General features: G+C 68.4%; 16 protein-coding genes. 7 read left to right on the top strand and 9 right to left on the bottom strand.

Features of this window, described 5'->3' with window-relative positions:
• Window positions 1–6 precede the first annotated feature (6 nt).
• The 4 genes from LT974_RS09595 (at window position 7) to LT974_RS09580 (ending at window position 5,186) form a co-directional block, all read left to right on the top strand.
• Window positions 7–486 (top strand): cupin domain-containing protein, encoded by a 480-nt coding sequence (locus LT974_RS09595; RefSeq protein WP_232587452.1) that lies wholly within the window; start codon window positions 7–9, stop codon window positions 484–486.
• Window positions 487–658: 172 nt separating this feature from the next.
• Window positions 659–1,123 carry an Lrp/AsnC family transcriptional regulator gene (locus LT974_RS09590; RefSeq protein WP_232587451.1) on the top strand — a complete coding sequence of 155 codons (465 nt, stop codon included), beginning with the start codon at window positions 659–661 and terminating at the stop codon, window positions 1,121–1,123.
• A 198-nt stretch (window positions 1,124–1,321) separates the two neighbouring features.
• Window positions 1,322–2,809: a proton-conducting transporter transmembrane domain-containing protein gene (locus LT974_RS09585; RefSeq protein ID WP_232587450.1), complete on the top strand. Its 1,488-nt coding sequence runs from the start codon at window positions 1,322–1,324 to the stop codon at window positions 2,807–2,809.
• Entirely contained in the window at window positions 2,799–5,186 is a 2,388-nt protein-coding gene (locus LT974_RS09580) for a DUF2309 domain-containing protein (protein ID WP_232587449.1), read from the top strand. The genes LT974_RS09585 and LT974_RS09580 overlap by 11 nt, the downstream gene beginning before the upstream one ends.
• A gap of 1 nt (window position 5,187) precedes the next feature.
• Here LT974_RS09580 and LT974_RS09575 read toward each other — a convergent pair whose 3' ends face one another.
• The 9 genes from LT974_RS09575 to LT974_RS09535 form a co-directional block, all read right to left on the bottom strand.
• Window positions 5,188–5,421 carry a DUF7385 family protein gene (locus tag LT974_RS09575; protein ID WP_230888847.1) on the bottom strand — a complete coding sequence of 78 codons (234 nt, stop codon included), beginning with the start codon at window positions 5,419–5,421 and terminating at the stop codon, window positions 5,188–5,190.
• A gap of 72 nt (window positions 5,422–5,493) precedes the next feature.
• Complete coding sequence (locus tag LT974_RS09570) at window positions 5,494–6,060, bottom strand: GNAT family N-acetyltransferase (RefSeq protein ID WP_408611680.1); 567 nt, start codon at window positions 6,058–6,060, stop codon at window positions 5,494–5,496.
• 72 nt (window positions 6,061–6,132) lie between these two features.
• Window positions 6,133–6,909 carry a 5'/3'-nucleotidase SurE gene (gene surE, locus LT974_RS09565; protein ID WP_232587448.1) on the bottom strand — a complete coding sequence of 259 codons (777 nt, stop codon included), beginning with the start codon at window positions 6,907–6,909 and terminating at the stop codon, window positions 6,133–6,135.
• Window positions 6,906–7,049, bottom strand: coding sequence for a hypothetical protein (locus tag LT974_RS09560; RefSeq protein ID WP_232587447.1), 144 nt, complete (start codon window positions 7,047–7,049; stop codon window positions 6,906–6,908). Before LT974_RS09560 ends, surE begins: the two co-directional genes overlap by 4 nt.
• Before the next feature lie 74 nt (window positions 7,050–7,123).
• Window positions 7,124–9,310: an amino acid permease gene (locus tag LT974_RS09555; protein WP_232587446.1), complete on the bottom strand. Its 2,187-nt coding sequence runs from the start codon at window positions 9,308–9,310 to the stop codon at window positions 7,124–7,126.
• Between the two features lie 69 nt (window positions 9,311–9,379).
• Entirely contained in the window at window positions 9,380–9,805 is a 426-nt protein-coding gene (locus tag LT974_RS09550; RefSeq protein ID WP_232587445.1) for an NAD-binding protein, read from the bottom strand.
• Window positions 9,806–9,921: 116 nt separating this feature from the next.
• A complete protein-coding gene (locus tag LT974_RS09545; RefSeq protein ID WP_232587444.1) occupies window positions 9,922–10,401 on the bottom strand; it encodes an Lrp/AsnC family transcriptional regulator in 480 nt (159 codons plus the stop codon).
• 63 nt (window positions 10,402–10,464) lie between these two features.
• The gene (locus tag LT974_RS09540; protein ID WP_232587443.1) at window positions 10,465–11,856 is read right to left on the bottom strand and encodes a small ribosomal subunit Rsm22 family protein; all 1,392 of its coding nucleotides are present in this window, start codon (window positions 11,854–11,856) and stop codon (window positions 10,465–10,467) included.
• Complete coding sequence (locus LT974_RS09535; protein WP_232587442.1) at window positions 11,843–12,574, bottom strand: prephenate dehydrogenase/arogenate dehydrogenase family protein; 732 nt, start codon at window positions 12,572–12,574, stop codon at window positions 11,843–11,845. The genes LT974_RS09540 and LT974_RS09535 overlap by 14 nt, the downstream gene beginning before the upstream one ends.
• Before the next feature lie 145 nt (window positions 12,575–12,719).
• Between LT974_RS09535 and LT974_RS09530 the strand changes: the two genes are divergently transcribed.
• The 3 genes from LT974_RS09530 to LT974_RS09520 are packed head-to-tail and all read left to right on the top strand — an operon-like array spanning window position 12,720 to window position 15,730.
• Window positions 12,720–14,096: an ATP-binding protein gene (locus tag LT974_RS09530; RefSeq protein ID WP_232587441.1), complete on the top strand. Its 1,377-nt coding sequence runs from the start codon at window positions 12,720–12,722 to the stop codon at window positions 14,094–14,096.
• A gap of 49 nt (window positions 14,097–14,145) precedes the next feature.
• Entirely contained in the window at window positions 14,146–14,730 is a 585-nt protein-coding gene (locus LT974_RS09525) for a HalX domain-containing protein (RefSeq protein WP_232587440.1), read from the top strand.
• Between the two features lie 37 nt (window positions 14,731–14,767).
• Window positions 14,768–15,730, top strand: a complete 963-nt coding sequence (locus LT974_RS09520; RefSeq protein ID WP_232587439.1) for a PAS domain-containing protein — start codon at window positions 14,768–14,770, stop codon at window positions 15,728–15,730.
• The last annotated feature ends 5 nt before the right edge of the window (window positions 15,731–15,735 follow it).

Genomic DNA, 15,735 nt, shown 5'->3' with positions numbered 1-15,735 from the left:
CGACCCATGCCACTCGTGAACGAGGACGACCTCGACTGGACCGACGTCGACGACGGCGGGATGCACGTGCGTCGGAAGCAGTTAGGGGAGGCTGCGGGCGGCGACCAGCTCGGCTGCAGTCTCTACGAACTACCGGCGGGCGAGGCGTCGTGGCCGTACCACTACCACACCGCCAACGAGGAAGCCGTGTACGTGCTCTCGGGGACTGGGATGCTCCGCCTCGCGGGCGAGTCCCAGCCGCTCCGGGCGGGCGACTACGTGACGTTTCCCCCGGACGAGTCAGGCAGCCACAGGGTCGTCAACGACTCCGAGGGGACGTTGCGCTATCTCGCCGTCTCGACCATGCACGAACCCGAGGTGACCGTCTACCCCGACTCCGAGAAGGTCGGCGTGTTCGTGGGGGCGGCTCCGGGCGGCAGGAGCGGACGGACGCACAACGGCTACTACCGCATGGCGGACGACGTCGACTACTGGGACGGCGAGTGACACTGCCGGAGCGGTTATGTCGGCGGCTGCGATACGATTCGGCTAATGAACCGCCGAGACCACTACGTCGACGACCTGTCGGTGAGTATCGAGTCGCGGTGAGTGGCGAGGTGACCGCCGGACGTGCGGGTCAGCCGAAGTTCCTTATGCGCTCGGCGGCGACGTGGGAGGTATGACGGAGTACGAACTCGACGAAACCGACCGAGAAATCCTCTACGCGCTCCAGGAGGACGCGCGCAATCTCTCCTCCGGCGACATCGCCGAGCGCACCGACACGTCGTCGAGCACAGTCCGCAAGCGCATCCAGCGACTGGAGTCGGAGTCGGTCGTCAAGGGGTACAGTGCGGACGTCGATTACCAGGAGTCCGGCTTCCCACTCCGGATGTTGTTGTTCTGCACCGCGCCGATTCCGGAGCGTGGCAACCTCATCGAGGACGTGCTGGACATCCCGGGCGTCGTGTCCGTCCAGGAGCTCGTCACTGGAGAGGAGAACCTGCTCGTGACGGCAGTCGGCGAGACGGACAGCGACATTACGCCGGTGGCACAGGCGCTGTTGGACATGGGGCTGTCCGTCGTCGACGAGGTGCTCGTCCGTAGTCACGAGTCGACGCCGTTCGAGGGGTTCTCTTCGCAGTGAGGGCTGCGGCGGTTCCCGCCCCCGGCCACACGAAACTACATTATCGACCGTGTTGTTACTTCTCGAAGTTGCTACGAACACTTCGTTAGTACAGAAGGATATAATAACCAGTCTGTTCTACCGTGGAGTAGCATCGACCAGTTCGTCTGCGGTGCCGCCGACGAGACGACGCCGCTGGTCGAGCAGAGACTCCGAAAAATGGCTGGCCAACCACAGTCGAACGACACCGCACAGCTCTCCGAGACCGCGACGCCGCCGTCCTCGCCGATTCCGCGAGCCGCGACCTACGCCGTCTGGTCGCTGTTCGTCCTCAGCCTGGCCGCCCTCACGCTGACGGTTCGAGACGGGCGAGAGTGGGCGTTCGCGGACGCGGTCGTCGTGGACGGGCTGACCACCGTCGTGTGGGTCGCAGTCACGTTCTTCAGCGGCATCGTCCACAGTTACGCCCGCCGCTACATGGCCGGCAACCGCGACCTCGACCGCTTCTACGCGCGGACCGTCGCGTTCACGCTGGCCGTCATGACGATGATCGCGGCCGACCACGTGGCGCTGTTCGCGGCAGCGTGGCTGACCATGGGCTTGGTGATGGCGGCGCTCATCGGACACGTCAGCGACTGGACGCAGGCCCAGGCCGCCGCCCGGACCGCTCGCCGGTACTTCCTCGCCAGTAGCGCCCTGCTCGGCGTCGGCCTGACGATTCTGGTCTGGGCGACGGGCACGACGACGATTACCGGCATCCTCGGGCACGTCGAGATGATTCCGCGCCCGGTCGCGCTCGCCACCGTCGGCTGTCTCTTCCTCGCCGCGATAGTTCAGTCGGCGCTGTTCCCGTTTCACACGTGGATGCTGTCGTCGATGACGGGACCGACGCCGGCGTCCGCCCTGATGCACGCGGGATTCGTCAACGCCGGCGGCATCCTCCTGACCCGATTCTCGCCGCTGTTCGTCGACGAACCCGCGGTCATGTCCGGCATCGTCCTCGTCGGCGCGTTCAGCGCCCTGTTCGGGCAGGCGCTGTTGCTCGTCCAGACGGACGTGAAGTCCAAACTCGGCGCCTCCACCGTCGCCCAGATGGGGTTCATGATACTCCAGTGCGGGCTTGGCTTCTTCGCCGCCGCCATCACGCACCTCATCCTCCACGGCTTCTACAAGGCGTACCTGTTCCTGTCGTCGGGTTCCGCCGTCGAACAGACGGTCCCCGGAACGGCGAGGAAACCCCGGCTATCCGTCGCGAGCGTCCTCGTCAGTCTGCTCACGGCTGTCGGGGGCGGTGTCCTGTTCGCCACGCTCACCGGGAAGGGGACGAAGGTCGACAGCGGACTCTTTCTGGCGTTCGTCGTCGTCCTGACGACCATGCACGCCTCGCGGGACATCCTCCGCCGGACGACACTCTCGCCGACGGTCAGACTCGCCAGCACACCGCTGGTCGTCCTGACGGCCATCGGCGGCTACGCCGCGGCGTTCAACGCCGTGTCGACGACCATCGTGGGCGCGTCGGTGGCCGAGTCGGCGACCGAACTGACGGTCGTCCACGTCGTGGCTGGCGCGATGTTCGTGGCCGCGTACTTGGCGACGGAGTTCGACTGGCACCGTCGCAGCGAACGCCTCTACGTCGCACTGCTGAACGCCGCACAGCCGGACCCAGACACCGTACTCACGCGCAAGGAGGACTACGATGACGCGTAACCTGAACGCCATCGAGGACAGCATCGAGCGGGCGGCCGAGTCCGTCGGCTCGGTCTGGCCGCTGCACTCGTTCGTCACGGCCAACCCCCTCTCGGGGTTCGAAGACCAGCCGTTCGCGGACGCGGTCGCGGAGGGCGAGCGGCTGTTCGGCGGCCGTGGCTACCCGCGGCCAGCCATCTTTCGGCAGGCCTGGGAGGACGGCCGCATCGACCCGGACCGCCTCGCCGCGGAACTCGACGCCCACGGCATCTCCGACGACCCCGAATCCCGGCTCGACGAGCTGGAGACGACCGCGTTCCAGCGGGGCGCCGACGCCGACCCGGCGACAGAAGCGGTCGACCGCGTGCTGTCGAAGTGGCTCGCGGCGTTCCTCGACGAGGGACGGGCGGAGTGGCCGATGCCGAACCGCGAGCAGGGGTTCTACGCCGCGTGGCGCGCCCTCGCCCCACACGACGACGAAATCCCGGACTGTCACAGTCCCTCGGACCTCCCCGAGACTTCGAGCGAGGCCCTCGAGGCGGCTCTGAGCGAGTACCCACAGAACCGCTGGGAGTCGCTGTTCGAGCACCACCTCGCCGCGCTGCCCGGCTGGACCGGCTTCGTCAAGCAGCGCGCCGACCGCGGCGGAGCGTGGCAGACCGCAGCGCCCGTGACGCTGCTCGACTACCTCGCGGTGCGGTTGACGCTGGCCGACCTGCTGGACGCGCCCGTCGAACCCGACCGCGACGAGGCGCCCGTCAGCGAGGACGACCCACTGCCCGAAATCTGGCTGACCGCGTGGGAACAGACCTACCGCGACCGCCTCCTCGACGGCATCGACCAGTCGGTGTCGGATTCGCCGTCCACCGAGGAGGGCTCGCGGCCGGCCGCCCAACTCGTGTTCTGCATCGACACGCGCTCGGAAGTCATCCGCCGCCACGTCGAGGCCGCCGGCCCCTACGAGACGCACGGGTACGCGGGCTTCTTCGGCGTCCCGATGCGCTTCCAAGGGTACGACTCGAAGGCCGAGAGCGACGCGTGCCCGCCGATTGTCGACCCCGAGCACCGCGTCACCGACGAGCCGAACGGCAGCCACGAGGACGCACAGGCGACCCACGACCGGTGGACGAATCTGGTGGCCGCGACCCAGAAGCACCTGAAGTCGCTGAAGAGCAACCTCGCCGCCGCGTTCACGTTCGTCGAGGGTGGCGGGGGTGCCTACGGAGCGGCGTTGACAGCCCGGACCCTGCTTCCGTCCGCCGTGGCCAGCGTCTCCAGCGCGGTCGACGACCGCGTCCCGGCACCGGCCGAATTCTGCACCCCCACAGTCGAGCACGAGCCAGGAGCGCAGGGCGACGGCGGCCTCCAGCAGGGGATGACCTTCGAGGAACGGGTCACCTACGCCGCGAACGCCTTCGACCTCATGGGTTGGACGGAGTTCGCGCGCCTCGTCGTCTTCACGGGGCACGCCAGCGAGACGACGAACAACCCATTCGATTCGAGTCTCGACTGCGGGGCGTGCGCCGGGAACCCAGGCGGCCCGAACGCGCGCGTCCTCGCGACCATCTGCAACGACGAGGACGTGCAATCCGCGCTGCGGGACCGCGGGTTCGACGTCCCCGAGGACACCGTGTTCCTCGCCGCCGAACACAACACGACCACCGACGAGATAACGCTGTTCGACGGCGACGTCCCCGAGAGCCACCAGGCGGACCTCGAACGCCTGCGCGAGGACCTCGAAGACGCGCGCGCCGCCGCGGCAGCCGAGCGCGTCGAGTCGATGCCCAGGGGCGGTACCGCGGACGCCGTCAGCGAGACGGAGCGCCGGACGGCCGACTGGGCGGAGACGCGCCCCGAGTGGGGACTGGCCGGCAACGCCTCGTTCGTCGTCGGGCCGCGTGAACTGACCGACGACCAGCACCTCGACGGTCGCGCGTTCCTGCACTCCTACGATTGGACCACGGACCCCGAGGGCGACGCGCTGGAAGCCATCATGACGGGACCGCTGGTCGTCACCCAGTGGATCAACAGCCAGTACTACTTCGCGACCGTGGACAACGCCGTCTACGGGAGCGGGTCGAAGACCACGCAGAACCCCACCGGCAACGTCGGCGTGCTGCAGGGCAACGGCGGGGACCTGATGACGGGACTGCCGCTGCAGTCGCTGAACGTCGACGACGACCAGCCGTACCACCAGCCGCTCCGCCTCACCGCGGTGATTCACGCGCCTGTCGAGCGGGTCACCGACGTCCTCCGCGAGCACGAGGCGGTCGCCGAACTCTTCGACAACGGCTGGCTATCGCTGACGGTGCTTGACCCACAGCACGACGACGAGGCGTTCCACTACCAGGGCGGCCTGGGGTGGGAGCCGACCCTGGCGACACCCGCCGTGCAGTAAACTAGGGTTTGTGCGTGAAGATGATGGCGCGGCCGTCGTCGACGCCGACGCAGAGGTCGAGTTGCCGCGAGAGGTTGAGGCTCGTGGGGTTGTCCTTGCAGACGACGAGGTCGTCGAAGGGGTCGCCGCAGGCGGGACACGACACGGAGACGGTGTTCTGGTAGGATTTGAGCGCGCTGTTCTCCTCACGCGGGGTCAGCGACGAGACGAGTTCGTCGAAGTCAACGTCGTCCATACCGGAGGACTCGTTCACATCCACATAAATGCTGGCTGGGGTCCGGACGCGCGGGAACGGCGCAGGCAGTTCTCAGAGGTACCGCGACATGCGGTGGGCGGCACCCATCGGGTTCACCGTCGAGAAGCCGGCGCGCTGGTAGAGCCGCTGGGCGTCGCGCTTCCACGCTTCGACGGAGAGCCAGACGTACTCGACGCCCTCGCGGCGGGCGTGTTCGAGGCCGGTCGCGAGGAGGTTCGTGCCGATGCCCGCGCGCTGGTAGTCCTGGTGGACGAAGATGGCGAGTTCGTGCCGACCGGTGTCGTCCGGGACGAACATCACGTGCCCGACGACGTCGCCGTCCACGACTGCGACGACGTTCGGGCCGTCGAGGACGCCGTCCAGCCAGTCGCGAATCGCGTCCTCGGCGAGTGGCGGCGTCCCCTGTGCGCGCTGGGCGGGGTCGAAGTCGTCGTACATCGCGACCAGCGATTCGAGGTCGCCGTCCTCGTAGGCGCGCACGACGACCTCGCGGTCCTCGCCATCCGTGAACGTCATCGGCGGCGGCGTGAGCGCGATGCGCTCGGGGCGGAGGCGCGCGACGAGCCGGCGAGCGAACCCCGTGACGCGCGGCAGGACTCCGTCTGGCGGCGACGACATCGCGCGTGTTGTTCCCACGCACGCTATAAATAGCTGGCTGCGGGGGTTACTCAGAGAGAATTCGCGTGTCAGTCAGTCGTAGGTCTCCGCGAGCGCGTCCAGCGCCTCGTGGTGCTCGGTGGTGTGGGGCGCGGTGAGCGGCGAGACGGAGACGTGGCCGTCGACGACGGCGCGGCGGTCCGTGCCGGGCGGGTCGGGGATGTCACCCTCGTTCATGCGGTCCCACATGCGGTCGTGGAGCGTGATGGTGCCGCCGTCGCGGGCGGCGGTCATGTCGTAGCCGTGCGAGGGCCGCGTCACCACCATCTCGTCGGACGCAGCAGCGCCCGGGTGGGGCGCGTTCACGTTCAAGTAGTCGGCGTGCTCGAAGACGCCGGCGTCGACGGCGTGCTCGACGAGGTACGTGGTCGCGTCGACGGCTGCCTCGTAGTCGGACGGCTCGGTGGGTTCGCCGAAGTCTTCCGCGGTGAGGAACAGCGACGACGAGATTGCAGGGACGCCGAAGAACGCGGCCTCGACGGCCGCACTGACGGTACCCGAGCGTCCGAGCACGTACATCCCGAGGTTCGCACCCTCGTTGACGCCCGCGACCACGATGTCCGGGTACGGCCCGAGCGCTTCCAGTCCCGCGACCACGCAGTCCGACGGCGTCCCGTCGATGGCGTACCCGAGTTCGTGCTCCTCGACGGTGACCTCCCGGGACATCGCGCGTCCGGTCGAACTCTTGTCGGTCGTCGGCGCGACGACTGTGACGTTCCCGACCTCGTCTAGCCCCTCCGCGAGCGCTCGGATTCCGGGCGCGTTAATGCCGTCGTCGTTGGTGACGAGGATTTCTGGTTCGTCGCTCATTCGTGAGGACTCCACGAGCGCCCGAATCCCAGGCGCATCGATACCGTCCGCGAACCGCTCGCGGTTCGCGGGCTCGTCGGGCCGCGAAGCGGTCCGACGGTGTCGTCGTTGGTGACGAGGATTTCTGGTTCGTCACTCATCGCGGAATCACCGGCGGGGCGTCTGTCATTAGGCGGGGAGTCACCCCGGTGGGGAAAAAGCGTGTCGGCGTGGGTCAGAACACGAGGCGTTCGACGACCCGCCGCACGAACCCTGGCCGCCGCGACTCCCGGGGGTAGACCGTGACCTCGGTGGAGTCGGCGGCGCTCGGGGAGTAGTCGCCGCGCCCGCCGCGGACGCGGGTCTGCACGCCCGTTCGAATCACGACGTCGGGGTCGAGGTCGCTGCCGTCGGCCGACCGGTCGCGGGTTCGGACCGGTGCAGACAGCAGCCCCGCGAGTTCGTTCTGGTAGGCTCGAATCGTCTCCGTGCGCGTCTCGGGCTGATCGTCGCCCAGCGGGGAGAGGAGTGTGACGTGGCCGTCGGTTTCGCCCGCGATTGTGTCGGTGACGGCGACCGCAGCGGGGTCGAACGGCCCACCGTCCCCTTCGAGGACGACCCGCTCGGGGTCGTCGTAGCCGCGGTTCTCGACGAGTAACACGTCGCAGTGGGCGTGGCGGACGACCCAGTCGATGGGGTCGCCGAGCAGCCGCGACCGCAGGCGGAGGCGCTCGTGTTCGGCGACGATGGCCTCGACGCCGCGGTGCTCGGCGTAGTTCACGATGGCGTGTTTGGTGTCGTGGCTGACGATTTCGCCGTACTCGACGTCGACGTCGAACTCGCCGGCGAGTTCGCCGGTCTGCTCCTCGAAGCGGACGTCGGCGGGCGACTGCACTTCCGCGGCGTGGTCGAGGGGCACCTGGTCGGGCACCTCGTCGAAGCGAACGACGACGACACGGCCGTCTTCCGGGCGAACGAGGTCCGCGGCCAACGTCAGGAGTGCACGCTCCCGCTCGGTGTCGGCTTCCCTCGTGAGCGCGACCAACACCTCCGGCGTGTCCTCGTCGGCGAACTCGCCGTCGACGAACGCCTCGGTTTCCGTGAGCACGTCGCGGCCGAGCCGACGGCGGATGACGTCCGTGGCGGCACCCTCGCGGCGGATGCGCGAGCGAGCGTAGACGAAGTACCACGCGACACTCCCGACGGTGATGACGACCGCGCCGACCAGCGGCACCCACCCCATCTGGCCGAGCAACACGACGCCGCTGAGGACGCCGAACGCCTGCATCCACGGGTACAGCGGCGACTCGAACTCGGGGTCGTAGTTCTCCGTCGAGCCCTCGCGGAACGCGACCAGCGCGAGGTTGATGAGCACGAATACGAGGATTTGGAACGCGCTCGCGAGCTTCGCAATCTCGAGGATGGGGACGAACGCGATGAGCACGAGGACGACCGCCCCCGTGAGCGTGATGGCGGTCGTCGGCGTGCCGAACCGGTCGTGAATCTCCGCGAACGTGGGCGGCGCGAGCTGGTCGCGGCTCATCGCGAACGGGTACCGCGACGACGAGAGGATGCCGGCGTTGGCGGTGGAGACGAGCGCGAGCAGCGCCGCGCCGATGACCGCGTAGACGCCCCAGTCGCCGAGCGTGACCTGCGCGGCGACCGCTACTGGAGTGGCCGAACCGGCGACGCTACCGGCCTCCGTAACGCCGACCATCACCGCGACGATACCGACGTACAGCAGGGTCGTGAACGCCAGCGACCCGAGGATGCCGATGGGGATGTTCTTGCCGGGGTCCTCGACTTCCTCGGCGACGCTGGCGACTTTCGTGACGCCCGCGTAGGAGACGAACACGAGGCCGGTCGCCGCGAGCAGGCCCTCCACGCCGCCGGTGAAGAAGTTCTGGTAGTTCTCGGGCTGGGTCTTGGTGGCGCTGCCGGCGACGAACCAGCCCAACGCTGCGAGCATCACGGAGACGATGACGACCTGCAGGCGGCCGGTCTGTTTCGCGCCGAAGAGGTTCACGAGGATGAGAAACGCTGCGAGCCCGAGTGCGACGGGTTTCACGGGGAGGTCGAACAGCAACACGAGGTAGGGGACGCCGCCGACGAGCGCGAGCGCGCTCTTGAACGACAGCGAGAACCACGTGCCGACGCCCGCGATGGTGCCGAGGACGGGGCCCATGCCGCGCTCGATGTAGAGGTAGGTGCCGCCGGCTTCGGGCATCGCGGTCGCCATCTCGGATTTCGAGAGGGCGGCAGGAACGACGAGCAAGCCCGCCAACAGGTACGCCACTATTACCGCGGGGCCGGCGATTTTGAGCGCGAGAGCCGGGAGGATGAAGATGCCGCTACCGATCATGGCACCGACGCTGATTGCGAAAACCGCGCCGAGGCCGAGGTCTCGTTCGAGTTTTTTCACGAGGGAGTTACTGTGAGACGGGGTGGTCGTCGCGCTGTGCTATCGGTAGGGAGTGTTCTCGCTCGCACGCTACCACCGGTCGGTGACGGCGCGAGCGAGCACCGTGGCGGCGTTGACGGTCTCGACGTCCCCGAGCTCGAAGGCGGATTCTCTGTCGGGGTCGTTCGTTCGGACGAGCACTCGTTCGACGCCGAATTGGGTGCGTGCGAGCTGTGCGACGAGGAGGTTTGTGGCGTCGTCAGGTTCGAGAACGAGCACTGCGGTCGCATCGGCGAGGCCGGCGCCCCGCAGCGAGTGGGCGTCTAGCGCGTCGACGACGTGGGCAGTCTGTCCTGGAGGTGGGTCAGTCGATGGCGACTGGCCGACGTGTGTCACGGTCTCGCCGTCGGCCGCCAGCCGGTCGGCGACGGCGCGCCCGACGGCACCCCCACCGACGACGAACACCACGTCGTCCCGCTGTCGCGTCTGGTCTGTCGTGTGTTTGGTGTAACTCATGGGCGTTAGTAAGCGCACCTGTCGCTTCGAGTGTCGCTCCTTGCCAACTCGTATCGGACGGAACCGCATAAAGTAACCGAACTTTCTGCTGAGTCGTTAAAATATAAGGAATATTATTACGCCTCGTCCGATACGTCGGTGTCGAACCCCTCGTACGGGCCGGAGTGAACACTCCGAATGAGGTCCTCGTCGACGACCTCCAGCCCGAGGTCGTCGAGGTCGCGGCCGATACGGCTCAGGTCGTCGCTATCCGTTCCCACGGCGGACACGTGGACGTTCTCCGCACCCGTCATCACCTCCTCGACGCGCACCACACCCGGCACGCTCAGTGCTTCCGCCGCCAACTCCTCGCGGCGCGTCACTGGCGCCGTACAGACGATGAGTGTGTACAACTGGTAGCCAGCCTGCTCGTAATCGACGTCCGCGTGGTAGCCGCGCAGTATCCCGCGCTCCTCCAGTCGCTGGATACGATTGCGGACCGTACTCGCGGACACGCCCGCGCTGTCGGCGATATTCTGCGAGGACGTGCCGCGGGCGTCCTCCTGAAGCGCGTGCAGTATCTGCTGGTCCAGGTCGTCGAGACCTTCCAGTGTCATACGTCGCCTTCGCGGACGAACCCGCATAAAATACCCCCTCACGCGGCGACCTGTCCGCAGCCGCTACGCCCTGTCGACGACCGTCTCCTCGTCGACGACGAGGTTGTACGCCTCCTCGTCGTCGTTCCAGAGTACGAGCGCGGATTCCACGGAGAGCAGGTCGCCGTACTCGGCGGCTTGGAGGTCGCGGTTGAGACTCGTCGGCCGGACGAGCACCGCGTAACACTCCTCGTTCTCGCTGCCGTCGCTGACCTTGAACAGCGGATTGGCGTCCTCGTCGGCGAGATTCCGCGAGAGCTTCGCGAGCACCGCGTCCACGCGGTCGGTGACGCGGTCGTCGGCGTCCGCGAGCTTCAACAGCCGGTCGGCAGACAGCGAAACGTCGTGCTGGCGGACGCCGTCCGTTCGCAACAGCGAGTACGAGAACCGCACCTCGGTGTGGTAGAACTCGGAGGGGCGTTGGCTGGCCCCCGCGAGTCGCTCCTGGAAGCTCGGCACCTCGACGTCGGGACGCTCGTCGAACGTCCAGCCGCGGTCGCTGGGGCGCTCGCCCGGCCACAGCCGCGGCGTCGGGCCGTAGACGGTCGCACCGCGTTCTTCGAGGTCGCGCTCGACCTCGCGGAGGTGCGTGCTCGTGTGCTTGTCCGCGGGCGCGAGCCCGAGGAACGTCCCGTCGTCGGCGAGCGCGTCGACGTACTTCTGGGCGGTCTCGACCGGCTGGTCGAGTTCACTGAGCACGCTGCACGCCAGCACGAGGTCGTACTCGCCTTCGGGGTCGAACTCCTCTGCGGTCTCCCGGTGAATCGTCGGGTGGACGTTCCGCCCGGTTTCGGCGAGCAGTTCGTCGAGCACGTCCGCGGCGTCGCTGGGTTCGACGGCGTGATACTCCACGAGCGCGTCGTCGGGCAGGAAGTCGACAAGCCCGAGTGCGGGACCGCCGACGCCCGCGCCAACGTCCAGCACGCGGAGGTTGCCGGAGAGCACGTCACCCGCCGCGAGGTCGTCGAGCACGTACTGGACTGCGGCGTAGTACGTCGCGAGGTGGTAGATTGCGTAGCCGAGCGCGACCTCCTCGTCGTACTCGACGGCGTGTTGGCGGTAGTACTGTTCCTTGAATCGTCGAATCGTCTCCCGCAGGCGCTTCCCGGAGTCGCTGCGGTGCCAGTCGGTGCCCCACTGCTCGACGAGCAAGTCCTCGACGACGCGCTCGTACTCCCGGGGGAGTGCGTCAACGCGGTCGAAGTCCGGGTGGACGGGTTCGTCGCTGGCGGGGACGAACGTGCCGTCCTCGCGCTCCACGATGCCGAGGTCGGCTGCGTGCTCGCGCAGCACCTGCCGGACGACCGCCTCGTGGGGCTGGTCGGCGACGTACTCTCGGAGTTCGTCGGGGTCCAGCGGCCGCACGTCGCGGAGGTACTTCGCGGCATCCAGCACTGCCTCCCTATCGACTGGCATCGTCGTACACCTCCTCGAAGGCCTCGCGGTCGGCGTCGGCGAGCCGCTGGGCGGCTGCGGCGACGTCGTCCGCGCCGCCGAACGCGTCCTGAATGTCGGCGTACACGCGGGCGTTCCCGCCGGTCACGCGGTCGGCGAGCGCCGCGAGGTCCTCGTAGACGGGGGTGGCGAGGTCGTCGGGCACGTCGTCGGCCGCGAGCGCGAAGGCCAGCACCGCCGCGTGCGCCCGCCCCTGAATCGTCACCATCGCGTCGTCGTGCTCGGCGGCACCGACGTCCACGAGGTCGTTGCCCGCGGCTTCGAGCCACTCGCGGACGCGGTCGGTCGCCGGTCCGGGCGTGCTCTCCGCGACCGCGATGTGGCCCGGCGCGTGCTCGGGCGCGAACAGCGGGTGGAAACTCACGCGCTCGCGAGCCGGCGCCGTCTCCGCCATCGCCGCCAGCGGGCCGCGCATCTCGCCGGTGAAGTCCACGACCGCCTGTTCGGCGCGGCTGGCGTGGCGCTCGATGGCGTCGACGGCCGCCCCCATCGGCACGGCGACGGCGACGATACCGAACGACTCCTCGGTGTCCAGCGGGACAGCCGCCGCTCGGCGGTCGAGCTCCGTCGCGGCCGCTCGGGCGCGGTCCTCGTCGACATCGGTGAACGTCACCGGCGCGTCGACCAGGCCCGCGAACCAGCGGCCGACGTCGCCGGCCCCCACCACGAGTACGTCCATCGGATTCCGATAGCGTCCGCCCCGGCAAAAGCGGTTCGTTCACGCCACCGTCGCGTCGGCGCTGGCGCTCGCGTCCGGTGCCGTGATTTCCGCTATTGATAATCCGGCGCGTGGGTTTTTGTACCCCAAACGGCTTCCCGCGACCATGCCGCCCGCCGACGTATCGCTCGTCGACCGACAGCCTGCCCGCAACTGGCTCGTCGCCGTGCTCGGCGCAGTCCTCACGGTGGCTGCAATCAGCCACTTCGAGACGCACGGCCACAACGAACCGCTCGTGGTCGCCGCCACCGTGTTGCCGGCGGTCGGAGTGCTCGGATACGGTGTCTGGTTCTGGATGCGCGGCCCGGACGTGGCGCGCGGCGACGCCGTCTTCGCGTGGGCGGTCGCCGGTGCCGGCGTCGTGCTCGCGCTCGACCTCTGGGCCATGTTCGTGGGCGCGTACGGCACCGGCGCCGGCATCGACCACGTGTTCATCCAGCACACGAGCGTCGGGGCGCTCGGCGCGGCCATCGCCGGCACGTACAGCGAGCGCGACCGACTGCGGTCGCACGCACACACCCGCCTCAAGCACGCGCTCGACGCCGCGATGGACGGCATCGCAGTCCTCGACCCGGACCGCCGTGTGGTGTACGCGAACGCGGCATTCCGGGACGCCTACCGCACGGCCGGCGACGAGGGCGTCGTCGGCACCCACTGGACGACGTACTATCCGACCGACGCCGAGGACCGCCTCGCGGCCGTCTTCGAGGAACTCGACGCCAACGGTGACAGCGACGACTACTGGCACGGGACGGTGCTCGCGCACCGCGACGACGGCCGCACGTACCCCCAGGAGTTGTCCGTGACGTCGCTGTCCGGCGGCGGCTACGTCTGGGTGTCCCGGGACGTCACTGCGCGCGAGGAGCGCGACCAGCGCCTGCGTGTGTTGAACCGCGTGCTCCGGCACAACGTCCGGAACTCGCTGAACGTCGTGCTCGGCCGCGCCGAGCGGCTCGCCGACCGCGGCGACGACGGGGACGTCGACAGTATCGTGACCGCCGCCGAAGACCTGCTCGACGTCAGCGAAAAAGCCCGCGTGGTCGAACGCGTACTCGGCGGGGAGGACGCGGGCACCGTCCCCCTCGACAGTCTCCTCGACACGGAACTCCAGCGAGCGCGCTCGCAGTACCCCGACGCCGTCTTCGAGGTGAACAACGAGGTCGACGCCGACGTCGACGCGCGGCTCCGGCTCGCCGTCCGCGAACTCCTGACGAACGCGGTCGAACACAACGACGCCGACCCGCCTCGGGTGACCGTCACAGCCAGCGACGACGACCTCGTCGAAGTCCGGGTGTCGGACAACGGCCCTGGCATCCCCGAGCACGAGCGGCGCGCACTCGGCGGTCTCACCGAGGAGTCGCTCCAGCACGGCTCCGGCATCGGGCTGTGGGTGGTCTACTGGCTCGCCCGCCACTCCGGCGCGGCGGTTGCCGTGCCCGACGAGAACACCGTCAGCATCCGCGTGCCGTCGGGCGATAATTGATACGCACCGGGAAAGAGTTAAACGAACCCACGAACTTGGTCAGACCGAGATGCCTGAACCGGCGACGGTGCTCGTCGTCGAGGACGAGCGCGAACTCGCGGACCTGTTCGCCGACTGGCTGGCCGACAGCTACGACGTGCGGACGGCGTATAATGCCGCGGACGCGCTCGACGAACTCGACGAGGACGTCGACGTCGTCCTGCTCGACCGTCGACTCCCCGAGCGCTCCGGCGACGACGTGCTCGCCGCCATCCGCGAACACGGCTACGACTGCCAGGTCGCGGTGGTGACCGCTGTCGACCCCGACTTCGACACGCTCGAACTCGGCTTCGACACGTACGTCGTCAAGCCCATCGAGCGCGACGAACTCGAATCACTCGTCAAGCGGCTCCTCGCGCGCTCGCTGTACAACGAGGAGGTACAGCAGTACTTCGCACTCGCGTCCAAGCGGGCGACCATCGAAACGACGAAGACCGACGCCGAACTCGCCGCCGACGAACGCTACCAGCAGCTCTGCGAGGACATCCGCGAACTCCGCGTGGAGCTCGACCAGCGTATCACCGACCTCGACGAGGACGACTTCCTCGCGGTGTTCCACGACCTCCAGACCCACGAGGAAGCCACAAGTAACTAATCCGCGGGCTTCCCTACCACCCGAGTAGCTCCCCGATATGGGCGAACTGATGCACGTCCTGTTCGTCAGTGCACACCAGCGGACGCGCGCGGCGGTCGAGCGTGCGCTCCCCGAACACGCGTCGCTGACAGTCACCGCGCTGCCGACCGCGGCGGCCGCCCTCGGCGTGCTCTCCGAACAGGCCGTCGACTGCATCGCCGTCGAACACGCGGCCGGCGGTACCGACGGCCTGCAGCTCCTGCGGCTCGTCCGCGACACCGACCCGGCGGTCCCGGTCGTCGTCTACGAGGCCGCGAACGCCGACTCGATAGCCAGCAGCGCCATCTCCCTGGACGTCACCGCGTACGTTCGACACGGCGATGAGGACGACCCGCTGGCGGCGCTGGCGGACGCATGCCACGACGCCGCGGCGTCCTACCGGGCCGAGCAGGACGTCGCGATGTTGAACGACCTCGCGCGGAACGTCTACGAGCGCATCACTGACGGCTTCTTCGCGCTCGACCGCGACTGGCAGTTCACGTACGTGAACAGCGCCGCCGAGGAGATTCTGGAGGTGAACGCGGAGGACGTCATCGGGGAGAACGTCTGGGACGCGTTCCCCGGGGCCGTCGGGACGAGCTTCTACACGGAGTACCACCGCGCGATGGCCGCCCAGGAGCCGGTGACCTTCCGCGAACACTTCCAGCCACTGGAAAAGACGTTCGAGGTGCGGGCGTTCCCCTCGGAAGACGGGCTCTCCGTGCACTTCCGCACGGTCGTCGACGACGAGGACGACCAGCGCGGCGACCACCTGCTCGAACTGACGAACCTGCTCTCCTCGGACCTCCACGAATCCATCGACGTGCTCCGCGAGGACCTGGAAGCGGCGCGGGCGGCCACCGGCGAGACGCCGGAGTTGGCGTCCGCGATGGAGTCGCTGGACCGCATGGAGGCGCTCGTGAACTACTCGATTCGGCTGGCCAGCGAACGCCCGACAACCCAGGAGCCACAGAGCGAGTGACGGCG

Origin of the sequence: Halobacterium noricense, assembly GCF_021233435.1 — an archaeon.
Taxonomy (GTDB): Archaea; Halobacteriota; Halobacteria; order Halobacteriales; family Halobacteriaceae; genus Halobacterium; species Halobacterium noricense.
This window is presented reverse-complemented; position numbering and strand designations above follow the sequence as displayed.